Origin of the sequence: Singulisphaera photorubra, from assembly GCF_045290345.1 — a bacterium.
Classification (GTDB): Bacteria; Planctomycetota; Planctomycetia; order Isosphaerales; family Isosphaeraceae; genus Singulisphaera.
Genome location: NZ_CP155447.1, coordinates 9,376,033 through 9,394,276 on the forward strand (window position 1 = coordinate 9,376,033; position 18,244 = coordinate 9,394,276).

Consider the following 18,244-nt stretch of genomic DNA (forward strand, 5'->3'; position numbering starts at 1 on the left):
GCTCGCGTGGCCCGCAGCCACCCCGGAGAATCTCGATCGGGAGCTTGAAATCGTGAACGAGCATGCTGGTCCCACCGGGCCATCCGAAATCATCCGCCTCGGCGACGAGGAGGCGGCGGTCGGGGTTCTCTCGGAGGCCGTCCTCGGCTTGTGGGAGGTCGTCAACAACCTCACACGGCTCCGGCCGACGCGGCAGCTGCGCTACCGCGTCACCGTCTTCGGGTCAGCCAGGACCGATCCCGACCACTGGGCCTACGCGACCGTCAGGGACCTGGCCGAGGAGTTGACACGCCTGGACTGCGACATCATCACCGGCGGCGGGCCCGGCCTGATGCAGGCGGCCAACGAGGGGGCCCGTAGGGCAGGTGTGGACCCCGATCGGGGTTCCGTCGGCATCCGGGTCGACTTGCCGTTCGAGCAGGATGTCAACCCGTTCGTCGGCCAGGCCTTCGAGCACCGCACATTCTTCTCCCGGCTGCACCACTTCGTGCTCGTCTCCGACGCCTTCGTCGTCGTGCCGGGGGGGATAGGCACGGTGCTGGAGACGATGATGATCTGGCAACTGCTCCAGGTGCGGAAGCTGCACGACACGCCGCTCATCCTGGCCGGCGCCATGTGGCCCGAGCTCATCGAGTGGGCCCGGAGGTCGATGCTCCGCCCCGATGGCCCGCTGGCGAGCCCCGAAGACTTCGCCATTCCGATCTGCTGCCGAACCGGACCGGAAATCCTCGACATCATTCGCGAGCACCACGGCCGTTGGAACGTGAACCAGGAGGCCAGATCGTGACGCAACGCACCGCCACTTCCCGGAGCCCTCGGGCCGTCGGCCCCGATGGCAGCCGCCTCGACGAACTCATTGCCCGATATGAGTGTGGGTTCGTACCGTTCAGCGGCACGGACGACGCCCTCTACGAACGAAGGCTGGTCTTCGACCACGTCGTCGCCCCTGGGGAGGCCGGTCCCCGAGAGCAGTTCGAGGCCGTCGCCGCCGCGATCCGCGACGTGCTCTCCCAGCGCTGGGTTCGGACCCAGCAGGAGTATGACCGGGCCAACCCCAAGCAGGTCTACTACCTCTCGATGGAGTTCCTGATCGGCCGGTCGCTGGTGAACAACATCACGAACCTGATGCTGTCGCCCCTGGTCGACGCCGCCGCCCGGGAAAAGGGGCTGAGACTCGCCGAATTGATCGAGCAGGAGCCGGACGCCGGCCTCGGCAACGGCGGACTCGGTCGACTCGCGGCGTGCTTCATCGATTCGCTGGCCACGCTGGCGATCCCAGCCGTCGGATACGGCCTCCGCTACGATTACGGGATCTTTCGCCAGGAGATCCGCGACGGCTCTCAGGTTGAACACCCCGACCATTGGTTGGCCCGGCCCGACCCCTGGGAGATCGCACGCCCGAACGAGACGGTGACCGTCCCGCTCGGCTCTCGGTTCCAGGTCCACGCGGGCCTGATCACGGTGCAGCGAGGGCAAACGTCCAGCTTGCTCGGGGTACCCTACGATCGGCCGGTGGTCGGTTACGGCGGCCGGACGATCAACACCCTTCGCTTGTGGCAGGCCTCGACCCCGGACGTCTTCGACTTCGGCGAATTCAGCAGCGGCGACTTCTTCGCCGCGGTGTCGGACCGGACACTCGCCGAGACGGTCAGTCGCGTCCTGTACCCGGACGATTCGACGCCCCGGGGACGCTCGCTCCGATTCGTCCAGGAGTACTTCCTCGTCGCCTCCTCGCTGGCCGACATCGTCTCCCGGTTCCTCCGCCGCGGCAACGACTGGCGGACGCTGGCGGACAAGGTCGCCGTCCAACTGAACGACACACACCCGGCGATGGCCGTGGCCGAATTGATGCGCATCCTGCTCGACCAGGCCCAACTCGGGTGGGACGAGGCGTGGGACCTCACGGTCCGGACCCTGGCGTACACCAACCATACGCTGCTGCCGGAGGCCCTCGAGAAGTGGCCGGTCGAACTGTTCGAGGCCCTCCTCCCCCGGCAGTTGGAGATCATCTACGAAATTAACCGCCGCTTCCTGGACGTGGTCCAGGCGAGTCATCCCGGCGACGCGGCGAAAGTCGCTCGGATGAGCCTGATCGAGGAGGGGCCGGCGCGTCAGGTCCGGATGGCGAACCTGGCGATCGTCGGGACCCATAGCACGAACGGAGTCGCGGCGATCCACTCGGAATTGCTCAGGACCAAGACCGTCGCCGATTTCGCGACGATGTTCCCCGAGCGATTCAGCAACAAGACCAACGGCGTCACCCCTCGACGCTGGCTACTACTCGCCAACCCGGACCTGGCGGAGTTGCTGACCGAAGCGGTCGGCGAGGACTGGGTCACGGACCTTTCGACGCTGAGGCAGGTCGTCCCGCTGGCCGAGGACTCGACATTCCGGGAGGCGTTCCTGGCCGCCAAGCGGGCGGCCAAGCTGCGGTTCGTCGACTGGATCAATGCCAGGGAGGGCATCGCGCTCGACCCCGACACGATCTTCGACACCCAGATCAAGCGCATCCACGAGTACAAGCGGCAACTGCTCAACGTGCTCCAGATCGTGGTGAGCTACAACCGGCTGCGTGCAAACCCGGGCCTGGATCTTCCGCCCCGGACGTACCTCTTCGCGGGCAAGGCGGCCCCGGCGTACCGGCTCGCCAAGCTCATCATCAAGCTCATCAACGACGTCGGCGCCGTGGTCAATCATGACCCGGAAGTTCGCGGCAGGCTCCGGGTTGAGTACCTGCCGAATTATTCGGTCACCCTCGCCGAGCGGCTGATCCCGGCGAGCGACATCTCCGAGCAGATCTCGACCGCGGGCTACGAGGCCAGCGGCACGAGCAACATGAAATTCATGATGAACGGCGCCCTGACCGTCGGCACCCGCGACGGCGCCACGATCGAGATCGCCGAGGAGGCCGGCGAGGAGAACGTCTTCCTGTTCGGTCTCACCGCCGAGCAGGTCGCGGATTCGCGGGGATGGTATGACCCTCGCTGGCACTACGAGCACGAGGACGAGACCCGGCAGGCCCTGGACCTGATCTTCTCGGGACATTTCAACCGCGTCGAGCCAGGACTGTTCGAGCCGATCCGGGAGGCCCTGCTCACGCACGGCGATTACTACATGCACCTTGCCGACCTGGCGTCCTACGCCGCAACGCAATCGCGCGTCTCCGACCTTTATGCGGGCCGCGACGGGTGGGGACGCAAGGCCATCCTCAACATCGCCCACTCCGGGAAGTTCTCCAGCGATCGGACGATCCGCGAGTACGCGGCCGACATCTGGGGCGCCCAGCCTTGTCCCGTAGACTGACCGCCGACGCGACTCGCCGGCGAGGAGGTTAAGTCCTCTCCGCCCCGAGCCAACCGGATCTCGGTGGTCAGGCTTCGTTGGAGTGTCGGCCCCTCTGACCCATTGAGGCTTCCATGAACAAGCAGGATTTCCAAGCTGAGCACCTCAAGCAGCTCCCCCTCCGTGCGATCGTTGCGTTCTCGGCCCGCTGCGCGCGCAGGGTCCAGTCCCTCTCCGAACTCCCCGATGGCCATCCCGGGAGGGAAAGGCTTCGGGAGGACATCGAAGCCGCCCTCCACATGGCCGAGGGGTTCGCGAGCGGCTCGACCGCGCCGTGCTCGGATTCGGTGGCCGAGGCGCTCGACGTAAGCCGTCGTGGGGCGGACATACCCCTCCGCGCGGAAAAGGCCGCGGCGGCCGCCTCGGAAGCAGCCCACGCGGCCGCCTCCTCCTGGCACCTGACCGAATCCAAGCAGGGCGAGCCTCGGGAGCTCAAGACGACCGAGGCACGGAAATCCGTCGGCGGTCTCGCCATGGTCACGGCCGACCTCGCCGCGCGCAACGCCTTCGCCGCAGCCGTGGCAGCGTACCAAGCCGTCGGCCTGAACAACGAGGATTTCACGGCCGCGGCCCTGCACGATTACGACGAACTGCTTCGCCTCAAGCTCGGCCGTTATCCTGAGGCGGGAGACCCGATCGACCCCTCTTCCCGCGGCCCTCTGGGCCCGATCTGACGGTCTGTCGACCGGACTTCCAAGCCCGTAGAACTCCATGACCGACCGGTCTGATTACTTGACGACGACACCCGATTCTGTTTCACATTTGGCGAGATCCCTGCCGTTTGAAAGCGGCTCCCGGAAAGTCCTTCGGGCGCCAACAACCGGGCTCGGGCGCGTTCGGAACACGGCGAGACTGACCAATCGTCGGGCGGTGCCGCCCGCCTCGACCTTCTCCTGGAGTAAGTATCATGACTTGGCCAAGGCTGAGTGAGTCGAGGGGGCTCGGAGGGATCGCTCTGGGGATCGCCCTTGCGCCGGTCGCAATCTCGGGGTGCTCCCCCAAAGTTGAGGCGGCACGAACGCCGCCGCCCCCGGTGGTCTCGGTCGTCCAAGCCCGCCGGATGACCGTCCCCATCATGGCCGAGCCGATCGGGACAACGCGGGCCCTGCAAGAGGTCTCCGTCCGGGCCCGGGTACGCGGGTTCCTCAAGGAGATCCAATTCGAGGAAGGGGGCGACGTCAAGGCCGGCCAACTCCTCTTCGTCATCGATGAAGAGCCCTTCAAGGCCAAGCTGGCGGAGGCCCGTGCCAAGTTGGACGCGGCCGAGGCCAACCTGCAGAAGGCGCGCGACTCCAAGGCGCGTGAGGTCGCGACGGCCCAACTGGCGCTCGCCAAGTCGATGCTCGAACTCTCCGAGGTCGAGGAGCGGCGCGAGCAATCGTTGTTCAAGCGCAATGCCTCATCAACCGAGGACGTTCAGCGCAAGCAGGCGCTCCGCAAGAAGGACGCGGCTCAAGTCGAGGCAGATAAGGCCACCCTGGAGCAGGCCAAGGCCGACTACGAGACGAACATCAGCTCCGCCCAGGCCGACGTAAACGCGGCAAAGGCCCAGGTCAACGACGCAGACATCAACCTGAGCTACTGCCGAATGTCCTCGCCGATCAACGGCCGGATCGGGCTGGCCGAGGTCAAAGTGGGCAACCTCGTCGGCCCCGCGTCTAGCGGGGGCGGAGGTGATTACACCGAGCTCGCGGTGGTCCGTCAGCTCGACCCGATGGGTGTCGACATCCTGATCGCCTCGCGCTACCTCGATCGGGTGGCTCGGCTGATCACGCAGGGACTCCCCATCGAGATCTTCCGACCGGGGCTCGTTGGGGAGGAGGCCCGCCGGGCCGCCGGTAAGGCGACGGTCATCGACAACACGATCAATCCAACCACCTCCACTTTCCGGCTCCAGGCGGAGGTCGCCAATGCGGAGAAGACGATCCTGCCGGGTGAATACGTGAAGATCAATGCCAAGGTCGGCGAAGCCAAGGACGCAATCGTCGTCCCCGAGCAGGCCGTGGTGGAGACCCAGGCGGGCCCGACGGTTTACACGGTCGACGAAAAGGGCAAGGTGAAGGTCGTCCTCGTCCGTGCGGCCTTCGTCCACGAGGGGCTCCGCGTCCTCGAATCGGGCTTGCAGCCCGGCCAGGCGGTGATCGTCGAGGGGCTGACGTTGGTCCGCAGCGGGATGACAGTCAAGACCAGACAAGCTTCTCTCGCGACCGAGAGAGGCCCCGAAGCCTCGGCGGCGGTGCCAGACAGCGCGAGCACCACCGGAGCGGGCGGCCCGGCGGGATCGCGCAAAGACCGCCCGGCTGACGTGGCGAAGTCGAAGCCTTGATCCATGAGCCGACCGGGGCACGCCCCGACTCGGCATCCTCCATCGACCCGAACCGGGAATCCAAGAGCGAGACTCACCATGGTCAACTTCTTCATCGGCCGCCCCATATTCGCTTCGGTTCTGGCCCTGCTGATGCTGCTCGTCGGCGGCATCTGCATCTTCATCCTGCCGATCTCGCTCTACCCAGACGTCGTCCCGCCGCAGGTCCAGGTGACGACCACTTATACCGGGGCCGACGCCCAGACCGTCGCCGACACCGTGACGACCCCGATCGAGCAGCAGATCAACGGCGTCAAGGGCCAGATCTACTTCAGCTCGGACAGCACATCCAACGGACTCACCAACATCATCGCCTCGTTCGACGTCGGCTACGACCAGGACATCGCCGCCGTCGACATTCAGAATAAGGTGGCCACAGCCCAGACGAGCCTCCCCCCCGAGGTCAAGCAATACGGAGTCACGATCAAGAAGACCTCGACCAACATGGTCTGCGTCGTCAACCTCGTCTCGCCCGACAGCCGATACGACGCGACCTTTCTCGATAATTATGCACAAATTAATGTTGTCGATGCGCTCAAGCGAATACCGGGCGTCAGTGACGTGAATCCGTTCGGCCGTAAGTATGCCATGAGAATCTGGCTCGACCCGGACCGCATGGCCAACCAGCGGATCGCGCCCGCCGAGGTCATCCAGGCGATCGAGCAGGAGAACAAGCAGTCGGCCTCCGGCAAGATCGGCGCCTCGCCGGCGATGCCAGGCCAGCGGTTCGAGTACCCGATCACGTCCAAGGGGCGGCTGTCGAGGGTCGACGAGTTCGAGCAGATCGTCGTCCGTCGCAATGACGATGGCTCGATCGTGCACCTCTCCGACGTCGCCCGCGTCCAGCTCGACTCGGAGAATTACGAGACGGCCGGCTGGCTCAACGGCAAGCCCGCCGGCACGGTCCCGATCTACCAGCTCTCCGACGCCAACGCGCTGGAGATCGTCAAGCAGGTGCGGCAGCAAATGGACCGCGTGGCCCGGAACTTCCCGGAGGGCCTGGAATACCGGATCGCCTACGACACGACCCTCTACGTCCGCGAGAACATCACCGAGGTCTGGCACACGCTCCTGGAGGCGTTCTTGCTGGTGCTCATCGTCGTGTTCGTGTTCTTGCAGGGGTTCCGGGCCACGGCCATCCCCATGATCGCGATCCCCGTTTCGCTCGTCGCCACGTTCGCGATGATGGCCGCCTTCGGGTTCTCGATCAACACACTGACGATGTGCGGCCTGGTCCTGGCGATCGGCCTGGTCGTCGACGACGCGATCATCGTCGTCGAAAACATTGAGAAGTTCCTCGAGCGGGGGATGGGCACACTGGAGGCGACTCGGGCGGCGATGGCCGAGATCACGGCGCCGATCGTCACGATCGGCCTGGTCCTGGCGGCCGTGTTCGTGCCGGTTGCGTTTATCCCCGGCCTCACGGGGCGGCTTTACAACCAGTTCGCCATGACGATCGTCTTCTCGTTCCTCTTCTCGGCGTTCAACTCCCTGACCTTCACCCCGGCGATCGCCCGGCTGGTCCTGCGGCCCAAGCACGGCGAGACGAAGTTCCCGCCGTTTCGTTGGTTCAACCGCGGCCTAAAATGGGTGGAGAATTCCTACGACTCGTTCCTCGACTTCGGCGTCCGTCACTGGTGGGCGATCGTTCTGCCCTCGCTCGGTCTGCTGGCCCTGACCGGCTGGATGATTTTCGAGCGTCCCAAGGCGTTTATCCCGACCGAGGACCAGGGCTACCTGATCGTCGTCGTGCAGACGCCCGATGGCACGACCCGTGAACCCACCAGCCGAGCCGCCCAACGCGTCAGCCAGGTCGCCGGAGAACTCCACGGCGTCCGGGACGTTTTGATCCTCGACGGCTACAACGCCATCAACGCGATCAACCAGACCAATACCGCCACGGCGTTCGTCATCCTCGAGGAATGGCACCATCGGACCGCCCCGGAGTTGCGGGCCGTCTCCCTGGCGAGAGAACTCCAACGCAAGATGTCGGAGCAGATCCTCGAGGCGAGCGTGATGGTCCTCCAGCCGCCGCCGATCCAGGGCCTGAGCTCCACCGGCGGATTCGACTTCATGATCGAGGACCGCGAAGGCAAGGGGATCGAGGCGCTGGCGTCCGTCTCAGATCGGTTCCTGGACGCGGCCCGCGCCCGCCCCGAACTCGCCGGAATCTTCACCACGTTCTCGGCGAAGGTCCCGCAACTCCGGTTCGACGTGGACCGGATCAAGGCCCGTCGCCTCGACGTTCCCGTCTCCGACATCTTCAGCGTCCTCCAGACCAACCTGGGGTCTTACTACGTCAACGATTTCAACCTCTACGGAAAGACCTGGAAGGTCATGGTCCAGGCCGAGAGTCGAGATCGCCAGCGCCCCGAGGATGTTGCCCGCCTCTATGTCCTTAACCGCAAAGGGGACAAGGTGCCGCTCAGCGCCTTGGGCGAAGTCAAGTACGCACTCGGGCCGATCGATGCGCCGCACTATAACATGTATAACGCGGCACGGATCACCGGTCAGCCAGCCGCGGGATTCAGCTCGGGCCAGGCGATCACCGCTATGCAGGAGGTGGCCGCCGAGGTCTTGCCGGAGGGGTTCGACTATGAGTGGACTGGTACAACATATCAGGAACAGAAGACGGGAAACCTGGCGCTCTATATCTTCGCCTTGTCGATCGTCTGTGTCTTCCTCTTCATGGCAGCCCTCTACGAGAGCTGGATTCGGCCGCTGGTCATCATCCTGACGGTCCCTCTGGCAACCTTCGGGGCGATGATCGGCCTCTGGCTCTACGACATGCCGCTCGACGTCTTCGGTCAGATCGGCCTCGTGATGCTGATTGGCCTCGAGACGAAGAACGCGATCTTGATCGTCGAGTTCGGCGTCGAGCTGATGGAGAAGCACGGGATGAGCATCATCGAGTCGGCCAAGGAGGCGTCTCGCCAGCGGCTCCGACCGATCCTGATGACCTCGTTCGCCTTCGTCTTCGGCGTCCTGCCGATGGCCCGGGCCACTGGCGCCGGGGCTTACAGCCGCAACTCGCTGGGTGTGACGATCGCCTTCGGCATTGCGATCAGCACGGTCCTCGGCCGTTTCGTCATCCCGATCTATTACGTCCTGGGCGAGCGGCTCCGCGGAGCAAGCAGCCTCCCGGCTCAATCGATTCCGGCCACGCCATCTGATGATAACGGACAGGTTCATGAGTCCAAGTCCTCCGAGCCCGTCGGGGCGGAGGCGGGGGGTGATATCGCCAAATAACAGCGGGTAATCCCGTGGGCAGTGGTCATCCTCAATCCTGTAACTTGTCACGATCAGGCTTATACGTCGGCAACATCGCTGACGGATCCGCTGGAGTCATCAACCATGCGAGTCTCTGCGACATTCCTGGGGGGCCTTGCACTCTCCGCAACGCTGGGGCTGGTCGTGGCCCAAGACCGGCCAGTGCAGGAGCCGGCACCGGCCGCCGGCCCGACCGCGGCGTCCAAGGAGAGGGAGGCCGACGCCCAGGCCATCACTGAGCTGCTTGCTGCCTTCGTCAAGGCCTACAACGCCAGGGACGCCAAGGCGCTCGGGAACCTGTTCCTACCGGACGCCGAGATCGAGGACGACGACGGCGAGATCACGTCGGGACGCGATGCCATCGTCGAGCGCTTCTCGAGCACGTTCGGCGAGGGCAAGCGCGTCACGCTTTCCGTGAATACCGAGTCGCTCCGCTTCCTGGGGACGGACCTCGCGATCGAGGAGGGCACAGCGACGCTCACGGGCGAGCCGGACGACACGCTCAGTTCGAACCGGTACAGCGTCATCTACGCCAGACAGGACGGCCGCTGGTTCCACTCGCGGATCCGCGACGAGCCGCCAGACGAGGTCTCACCGCACGAGCGGCTCACCGAACTCGAATGGATGCTCGGCGAATGGGTCAACGAGAGCGATAACGAGATTGTCTACACCCAATGCAAATGGGCGGATGAGGGGAACTTTCTACTCCGCGAGTTCGACGTGAAGATCGAGGGCCGTATCGCCCTGAGGGGCACCCAGCGCATCGGCTGGGACGAGCAGCAAAAGCAATTCCGGATGTGGGTCTTCGATGACAACGGTGGATTCGCCGAGGGGTTGTTGGCTCGTGACGACGACCGCTGGGTCATCAAGGGTTCGGGCGTCCGATCAGACGGACAGTCGGTCTCGTTCACCAACGTGATCACCGTCCTGGGCAAGGACCAGCTGCGCTGGGAGGTGTTCGACCGGACCGTCGGCGGAGTGGCCATCCCCAACACCGACCGGTTCGAAGTGGTTCGTCGTGCCCCCCTTCCAGGCGACTGAATTCGTCACGGGCGGTCGGCACTCCCCGGTCCCAAGACGATGAGCGAGAATCCCAGGAGGAGAGCAATGGCACCCCGACTCGGCAGAGGACTTCTGATCGTTTCGTTGGCGCTCGCATGCGTTCTCCCGTCGGCCTTCGCCTTTCGCGGGGGACGTGGCGGCGGAGGCGGTGGCGGCATGCGCGGTGGCGGGGGAGGCGGTATGCGCGGCGGCGGGGGAGGCGCCATGCGCGGTGGGGGAGGCGGCGGAGGCTTCGGTGGTGGCGCACGGCCTGGTGGGGGCTTCTCTCACAGCCCCGCGGTCAGCAGCCCCCGGCCTGCGCAGCGGCCATCGGGTGGGGGCGGAGCTGGAGTCGGGCGCCCGGCGACACGCCCCTCGGGACCGTCGTTAGGGGGTGGACGTCCTGGGAATTCCGCCGGGCGTCCCGGCGCAGGTCGGCCCGGGAGCCCTTCCGGTGCACTCGGTTCCGGTAATCGTCCGCCCATCGGTGGGGTTGGCGGCCCTGGAGGCGTCGGAGGAGCCGGCCGACCTGTAGGCGTTGGAGGAGCCGGTCGACCTGGTGGCGTTGGAGGCGTCGGGGGAGCCGGTCGCCCCGGAGGCGTCGGCGGGGTTGGCGGCCCCGGAGGCGTCGGCGGAGGTGGCCGCCCCGGAGGAGTCGGAGGCCCTTCTGGCTCACTCGGTCTCGGTAACCGTCCGCCCATCGGCGGGGTCGGAGGACCCGGCGGCGTCGGCGGAGTTGGCCGCCCCGGAGGAGTCGGAGGTGTCGGCGGGGTCGGAGGCCCCGGCGGAGTTGGCCGCCCCGGAGGAGTCGGAGGTGTCGGCGGGGTCGGAGGCCCCGGCGGAGTCGGCCGCCCCGGAGGAGTCGGAGGTGTCGGCGGAGTCGGCCGCCCCGGAGGTGTCGGCGGGGTCGGAGGCCCCGGCGGAGTCGGCCGCCCTGGAGGCGTCGGAGGAGTCGGCGGAGTCGGCGGAGTCGGCCGCCCCGGAGGCGTCGGAGGTGTTGGAGGTGTTGGAGCCGTTGGAGGCGTCGGAGGTGTTGGAGGCGTTGGAGGCGTTGGAGGCGTTGGAGGCGTCGGGAATGTGGCAAACGTTGCGAACGTAGCAAGCGTAGGAAACATTGGAAACGTGGGAGGCGTAGACCCGGGCTACGGTGTTGGCCCACCGGCTTACAACAACTGGCGAGGAGCGTACTGGGGAAACCATCAGGGATGGGCCAACGGTTACTGGCACGGATACCATAATACCAACAACTGGGGCTGGGGCCGGTTCGCCGCCGGGACCGCGGTCGGCCTGTCGGCATGGGCTCTCGGCTCGTCGTTCTACAATTGGGGCTACAGCGGCGGCTACTCGAACCCCTACTATGGCGAAGCGGTGGTGGCCCAGCCGATCGTGATCGAGCAAATGGTGGCCGGCGAGCCTCAGACACTCAGCGTACCTCCTCTCGCGTACGACTACAGCCAGCCCATCGATACGCAATCGACCCCGCCCCCCGCGGACGTCGCCGACCCGGCCATGGCGAATTTCGAATCGGCCCGCGTGGCGTTCCGCTCCGGCGACTTTGCTGGCGCCCTCCGTCTGACCGACGAGGCTCTCAAGGTGCTGCCGAACGATGCCACCCTTCACGAGTTTCGGGGCCTGGTCCTCTTCGCGGTGGGCAAATACGACCTCGCCGCGGGTCCACTCTACGCGGTCCTCGCCGTCGGCCCCGGCTGGGATTGGACGACCATGATCGGACTTTACCCGAGCGCCGACGTCTACACCGCCCAGCTCCGCGCACTAGAGACCTATATCAAGGCCAACCCGACCTCGACGGCCGGGCGATTCGTCGTGGCCTATCACTACCTGACCCAGGGGCACATGGACGCGGCTGTGGCCCAGCTCAAGGAGGTTGTGGCCCTGGCACCCCAGGACACGCTCTCCGCGCAGCTCGTGAAGCAATTCGCCAAACCCGGCACGGAGCCAGCCACGCCGACCCCGCCCCCGACGGCGGAGACAACGGTCAAGCCGGGTAGACTGCCCGGCAACTGGACCGCGCAACCGAGCAAGGACACGACCATCCGGCTAAACGTCGCGAACGACGGGGCTTTCACCTGGACGGTGGACTCCAAGGGTAAGCCCCAACAGCTTGCCGGTAAGTGGACGCTGGGCGACGATGTGCTCACATTTGCACAATCGGGGGAAGGGGGAGCACTGGCCGGTCGCATCGTGTGGCAGGCCGACGACAAGTGGAACTTCCGCGTGTTCGGTTCCGGGTCGGGGGACCCGGGGCTGACCTTTACCCACTAATCACGACATCATGGGGCCGAGTTCGTTTCGAGCCGACGGCTTCTGACTCTGAATTCGACCAACGGAAACGATAAAAGAAGGACCAAGTCCTGATCACGGTACGGCAACGATCGCTGGCGCGCTATGCGGATCGATCATCTCAACGGTCGATCGCATGGGCCCGCGAATGGAATTTCTGGATCCTGCCCAATTGAAGAACCTGTGGGACCAACGCGTGCCGTTCCAGCCGAGGGTAGACTCAGACCCTGAGCCGGTTGAGGGACACGACAAGGGCATGAGTCGCGGGTGATTTGCTCAGGGGCTCTGTACAGCGGCTTGCCGGGAACGGGTTGCCCCGGCTAGGGTCGGTCTCGTGTCACGGCTGCCACGGCTTCAACGAGGCCGAAGTCGAGCACCGTGACGAAGCCGTATGGCGCGTGGCCCTTGGGGACTGCTAGGCCGGTCAACACCGCCAACGCCACCCGACGGCAATGGACGCACCCCCGGGACGATCTCCGCCGAGGCAGCCGCCACCGTGGAGGAAGCTTATGCTTGAATGGGATTTGGCCCAAACAGTTTCGGGTCGAGTTTGGAGAGCATCCTTTTGAGTCGATGGATCGACTCGTTAGTCGCTTGTTCTCCGATCGCAGCCATTTCATCGGCGCGGGTGAACTCGGAGAGGTCAAACGAAGTGACGTCGGGCTCGATGACGAAGTCGGCCGGCTTGACTCCTACCTCGTTCATGCTGTAGCCCTGAATCATGTTTGCCCGCATGACCACTTGAATCGTCGAGAAATACTTGCTCATTCCGCTGCTCTTCTTGCTACGAATGCCCATAAAATCCCGCTCGAGTTTCGCTGTCACCGTCGATGCAATGACAAAATTGCAGCCCCTGGCGACCAATTCATTCGCAGGAACGTTGTTGAGCAAGCCGCCATCAATGAGCGCTTGGTCGGACCGAATGATCGGAAGCGAAAGAGGCGGCAAATTGATGCTCTCCAAGATATTGTGGGTTGCATCGCCGGTGTCTCGCATGAGAGGAACCCCATCAACGAGATCGACGGATATTGTGATCATAGGAATAACCAATTGCTCCATATGGAGATTATCCAAGTGCTTTCGTAGCATCGGATCGAATTTATGGCGACGATATTTGTGGAGCAGATACCAATATCCGCCGGCGGGGAGCTGCCGGAAGAACCACGGTGGCAGCAAATCCCGCTTGAAGCACTGGGCAGTGTATTCTGGATCCATCCCTGAGGCGTAGATGGTACCCGTCATTGCCCCAGCACTGGTTCCGGCCAGCATGTCGACGTAGATCCCATTCTGCTCCAAGGATTTGAGCACGCCCAGATGGGCCATTCCGCGCGCGGCTCCCCCGCCCAGTGCCATGCCGATCTGCACGCCGCGCAAGTGATGGACGATGCGTTCGATGCCCTGTTGCAGCAGCTTTCCCTGATTCGGCTTCGGCTCGCCGGAGTATGTCTTGAAGTCGCGGGCTGCCAACTTATCGAGTTCCGGGACATACGGTGGCGCCGGCGCGACATGTTCCAGGATCCACACGATGCGAACCTTTTCACGCAAGCGAGGCGCGGAACTCTCCAGTGTTTTCAACCTCTGCACTGCGGCCGCGGCATCTTGCGGCTGGATGCACCAAAGCACGATATCCGAGTAACTCATCACTCGAGTGAGATCCTCAGAGGAATGGTCCGCTCGAAGATCGACGAAGAGACGGCCGTAGGAGGCCCAATTCTTCAGGAGTTCTCTCACCTCGTCGCGTCCCACAAACACGCCATTCTCGTAAAGCAGCCTGTACGGGATACCCTCCTCCGATTTCCAACGTTCGTCGTCACCTGCCACGCAGGGGGACTCGCCAAGCTGCCGCAGCCTTCCTGCCAAGCGGCTCGTCAATGAGCGGCTTGCGCTGGAGTGATGAACGACTCCGACCACCGCCGGCTTGGGAAGGTCACGGTCGACTGTCACCAACTGCTTCACGATATTGGCGGCGATCCGAAACATCGTGAGCTGGAACTCACGATACTTGGACGTCAGGTGAAGTAACTCGTCCAATGTCAGCCGAACCACGGTGGTTGGCTCGAGGGTTTCGACCTGGAGATGCGATCGATCGGGCAACAGCACGGAGAACAGTCCCACAACCGATCCGCGACCGAAGATATCGTGATTGATCACTTTGCCAATTCGGTCGAAGAGCCCACATGCGATTCGTCCGGTGACGACGAAGTAAACATGGTTGATCTCCGAATCCAATTCGATGACGACTTGCCCCGGTTGGAACTCCATCAATTCGGCCGTGGCGGCAATCTCCTGGATCACCTCCTCCTTGAGTTGGCGAGCCCAGTCCAGACGTTGGAGTTCGACGCAGAGCCGCTGCTGATCGAGATTCATAGGAATACCCTGTCAGTACGTGCGGTCGACCCACTGGCCGTAGAGGTCTACCAGCAGGTTCAGGCTCTCGCGGAGCGTCAGCTTCTCGGTTTCGAACCGGCCGATCTCACTGGTCGAGGCGGAGGCATGCTCCCCTGCCCCACCCACCATGGTGCAAATCGCGGGATCGACAAACAAGCGATAAGCGATCGTTGAGATCCTCGTACCCGGCCAGGCGGCTGAAGCGGAACCGACGGAGGAGCGACACGAGGCTGTGGCCTCGGCCGGCCCCAGGTCGGAGCGCCCTGGTTGGGCAGTCACCCCTCGGGAGCCCCTGTCCTGACCGCAGGAATCGAGCGAAAACCCTGGGAAACCAGGGGAGGGGTTGGCGCAAGTCCTGTGCCACACCCTGGGGTTCATCTGGGAAATCCGGATCAGGGCGACGAACTAGTCCGCCTCGCCAGGGAATCGTCGACTAGGCGGAGGATCTCGGCGTCGCGGAGCGGATCGATCGCGGCGCCGAATCGAGCATTGACCGTTTGTATGAATTTCCGGGCCAGCTCGGCTTGTGCCAGGGTCCCCGGGCGTCGGAGGTCCGCGAGGAAGAAGCGATCCGAGGAGTTGCCGGGCCGGATTCGATCCAGCCTCCTCCCCGCCACGACGGCGTGGTCGCGACTCTCCAGGGCAGCGAGCCGCGCAACCAGGTCCAGGTCGAGCAGCGCGATCTTCCGGTCGCCGGCGGCCAAGGCCCGGATCTGGGCGTTATACTTCCCCATGGCGGCCGTGCAGTCGTCAGCCAGGCGGACCGGGAGGCGCCCTTCCTGGAGCGGCCCGTCGAACTCCGGCAGGTGGCGGATGTCGGGGACCGTCGCCAGCACGAGCCGGACCTCCGGGTCGGCGGCCCGGATGGTGCCGACCGCGAGTCGGTAGTTGGCCAGGGCCCGGGGTAGCGCCTCCTGGAGCCCAGCCTTCGGGTCGGACTTGGACATCGCGTCGATAAAGTCGTTGCCGCCGATGAAGACGAAGACCGTGCCCACGTCTCCCCGGGCGACCTGTGCGGCCAGCCCCGTTTGCTGGCCGGTGGCGATCATGTCTCCGGTCGTCGCGCCCGTGCGGGCCCAGTTGTATTCGAATCCCCGATCGCGCGGCGAGCCCCAACCGGACGCGCTGAAGCGGCCGAAGTCGAGGCCGCGGGTCAGGGAGAGGATCTCGACCCAGTTCCGGGCCGTCCTCCGATCGGGCAAGGTGAACTGGTACTCGTCGGAGTAGCTATCCCCCAGGACCCCGATGCCGCGGCGGTTGACGGCAGAGGCGGTTGAGCGGGAGGCGGAGTCGACCCCGCCGCTAGCTACGAGTGAACCAAGGCCGAACCACGCCTCTCGTTGCGATCGTAGCTTGTCACTCGTCCGGAATTCGTGCACGATGCCCGCCACGATTGCGAGGTCTCCCTCCAGGCTGAATCGGCTGTCCTGGCGAGGGACGTGCTCGATGACGCGCTCGGCCGGTGGAGGATAGACCGGCTCCAGGAGCGGTGACGCCCACATACCGTGTCGCCCGTTGCCGGGCAAGTAGACGGCCTGCTCCAGGGTGAGCGGTTTCTCGAGCATGAGCCTTGAGAGCGACACGAATAGGGAGATGCAGATAGGATATCGGGTGGCGTTCTCCATATCGCCGAGTCGGACCGTCTCGGACAGGGCCAGGCCCTGCGAGCGAAAGGCCTTCTCCGTCATCTCCAGGCAGTAGAGCGCAGAGTCATCCAGGTCAAAGCTGTAGTCGAACGGCACTTTCTGCTCGAACAGTCTCCGGCAATGGGCGAGCACTCTGGGGATCACCATGCGCCGCTCGACCTTGATCCGCTTCACGCCGAACGCCCCGACGTTGTCCAGGATCCAGACGGCGAACGGTGTCCGGCCGACGCCCGACTTGATGCAGTCGTAGACGACCGGCACACCGTCCTCAATGGCGACGATCCCGGTGTGGGAAAACCGACTGCCGCTCGCGCCGGCGAGGAATCGGCTGAACGGGAAGAAGTTATGGAGAATCCTCGCGTCGCCCATCCGAAATACGATGTCGCCGTCACGGAGCACTGCCCGCCCCCACTGGTCCCATCGCGTCATTACGGGGGTCATCACGATTGAGGGAAGCCGGCCCTCGGCCCGCGCAAGGGTCGCCGCCGGGCCCCAGGGATTGCCTTGCCAGCCCGGTGGCGCGAAGCGATCGGAGAGATCGCTGACATCCTGCGCGTGTGCTCCGAAGAGGACTAGCCAACGCACGATCCAGAGCATGGGAGGCCTCGCGATGGGTCGGTTGGTGGTGACCGTCACACCCGCATGCGGTTCATGATGCCGATGTCACCATCACAGCCGCGAACTTCAGATTGCTCCTCGGAATGGACTGCCAGTGCCCCGGGATGGCCCAGATCCTCGATGCTCCTAGCCGACTTCACCTTCTTGAGAGGGAACGTTAAGCGACCGGCTTGGGGATTCGCCTCAAGGCGAATCCAAGCATGAGCCACGATACCCCGCGGAATAGGGTGCTGATGCCGACAAGCAGGCCGATGATCCTCAGCCCCGCCATCGGCAGCTCTCGCCAGATCATGACACCGAGCACGACGTCGATCACGCCGCTCAGGAACAGACACCCCCACCCCTCGAAGCGGTGTGCGAGGGCCGCGACGGCCCGGAAAATGCCGCCCACGAAGAGGAAGCTCGCCAACAGGATCGTCAGGATCATCCCACCGTGGATGGGGTTCCCGAGCAGCATCAGCCCGATGACGACACCCAAGATGCCCGAGAGCAGAGCGAGGAAGAACCCGCTCCACTCGCGGCACCAGAAGGCGCCGACCGCCTCTGCAACGCCCCCGACGAGAATCAAGGCCCCAAGCATGGTCACGGTCGCGAGCGTGGCGACGACCGGGAAACCCAGCATGATCGTCGCGAGCACGATCAGCGCGACACCCAGGGCCACCAGCCAGATCCACTTGCTCCGGATCGCCTCGAGTTCGTGGCGGATCACCCGGCCCAGCGGTCTCTGCTGTAGGTCGGTCGTGCTCATGGCTGTGCTCCGGGAAGTCCCAGTGGGGCTCACGTTCGATTGCCGTTCATTCAGCGGACGGCGCGCGAAGAAATCCCGTCCGTACCAGGTTAAGTACGACAGGTCGATCTCGACCGGTTTCACTCTCTTGGCACGAGAACTTGACCCTAACTTATCAGCAGAATCGATTAATGCAGTTCCTGTCAACAATTAAGACAAAAAAACCTTCGGTTTTGTCGGCCCCTCCTCTTTTCATGAGTTCTCGCCGGTAGGTGTCCTGATTTCGCAGTCACGCGGCATTCTGTCTCAGTCTGGCATCGGTCGCTCCGGTGACACACGATCGCGACTCCCGCCGGTGACGTATACGGTGTGTCTGATGAGCCTCCGTTGTCCGCATGACCCCGGAGGGGTTACCAGGCCCGAACACGTCCCAGAATCCGTTGATCCGGCATCACCGGCGCATCCCGTGGCCTTTCCCAAATAAAAAAGTGGCCGAAGGGAAATGTCGGTGATATAGGAAAATGTTTGGTTGCCGAAGCGGTAGCG

The 18,244-nt window shown here is 64.4% G+C and carries 12 protein-coding genes; 8 read left to right on the forward strand and 4 right to left on the reverse strand.

Features of this window, described 5'->3' with window-relative positions:
* The first annotated feature begins 52 nt into the window (after positions 1–52).
* The 8 genes from V5E97_RS34945 (at position 53) to V5E97_RS34980 (ending at position 12,301) form a co-directional block, all read left to right on the forward strand.
* Positions 53–787 (forward strand): LOG family protein, encoded by a 735-nt coding sequence (locus V5E97_RS34945; RefSeq protein WP_406696155.1) that lies wholly within the window; start codon positions 53–55, stop codon positions 785–787.
* Complete coding sequence (locus V5E97_RS34950; protein WP_406696156.1) at positions 784–3,303, forward strand: glycogen/starch/alpha-glucan phosphorylase; 2,520 nt, start codon at positions 784–786, stop codon at positions 3,301–3,303. Before V5E97_RS34945 ends, V5E97_RS34950 begins: the two co-directional genes overlap by 4 nt.
* A 113-nt stretch (positions 3,304–3,416) precedes the next feature.
* Positions 3,417–4,016 carry a hypothetical protein gene (locus V5E97_RS34955; RefSeq protein WP_406696157.1) on the forward strand — a complete coding sequence of 200 codons (600 nt, stop codon included), beginning with the start codon at positions 3,417–3,419 and terminating at the stop codon, positions 4,014–4,016.
* Between the two features lie 233 nt (positions 4,017–4,249).
* Positions 4,250–5,668, forward strand: coding sequence for an efflux RND transporter periplasmic adaptor subunit (locus V5E97_RS34960; RefSeq protein WP_406696158.1), 1,419 nt, complete (start codon positions 4,250–4,252; stop codon positions 5,666–5,668).
* 78 nt (positions 5,669–5,746) lie between these two features.
* Positions 5,747–8,956 carry an efflux RND transporter permease subunit gene (locus V5E97_RS34965; RefSeq protein WP_406696159.1) on the forward strand — a complete coding sequence of 1,070 codons (3,210 nt, stop codon included), beginning with the start codon at positions 5,747–5,749 and terminating at the stop codon, positions 8,954–8,956.
* A 105-nt stretch (positions 8,957–9,061) separates the two neighbouring features.
* Positions 9,062–10,018 (forward strand): YybH family protein, encoded by a 957-nt coding sequence (locus V5E97_RS34970; protein WP_406696160.1) that lies wholly within the window; start codon positions 9,062–9,064, stop codon positions 10,016–10,018.
* A gap of 538 nt (positions 10,019–10,556) precedes the next feature.
* Positions 10,557–11,117, forward strand: a complete 561-nt coding sequence (locus V5E97_RS34975; RefSeq protein ID WP_406696161.1) for a hypothetical protein — start codon at positions 10,557–10,559, stop codon at positions 11,115–11,117.
* A gap of 23 nt (positions 11,118–11,140) precedes the next feature.
* Complete coding sequence (locus V5E97_RS34980) at positions 11,141–12,301, forward strand: tetratricopeptide repeat protein (protein ID WP_406696162.1); 1,161 nt, start codon at positions 11,141–11,143, stop codon at positions 12,299–12,301.
* Between the two features lie 525 nt (positions 12,302–12,826).
* Here the strand turns inward: V5E97_RS34980 and V5E97_RS34985 are convergent.
* The 4 genes from V5E97_RS34985 to V5E97_RS35000 form a co-directional block, all read right to left on the reverse strand.
* A complete protein-coding gene (locus V5E97_RS34985) occupies positions 12,827–14,581 on the reverse strand; it encodes a patatin-like phospholipase family protein (protein ID WP_406696163.1) in 1,755 nt (584 codons plus the stop codon).
* A 117-nt stretch (positions 14,582–14,698) separates the two neighbouring features.
* Positions 14,699–14,986 carry a hypothetical protein gene (locus V5E97_RS34990; protein WP_406696164.1) on the reverse strand — a complete coding sequence of 96 codons (288 nt, stop codon included), beginning with the start codon at positions 14,984–14,986 and terminating at the stop codon, positions 14,699–14,701.
* Positions 14,987–15,099: 113 nt separating this feature from the next.
* A complete protein-coding gene (locus V5E97_RS34995) occupies positions 15,100–16,950 on the reverse strand; it encodes a GDSL-type esterase/lipase family protein (protein ID WP_406696165.1) in 1,851 nt (616 codons plus the stop codon).
* A gap of 178 nt (positions 16,951–17,128) precedes the next feature.
* Positions 17,129–17,719 (reverse strand): HdeD family acid-resistance protein, encoded by a 591-nt coding sequence (locus tag V5E97_RS35000; protein WP_406696166.1) that lies wholly within the window; start codon positions 17,717–17,719, stop codon positions 17,129–17,131.
* Positions 17,720–18,244 lie beyond the last annotated feature (525 nt).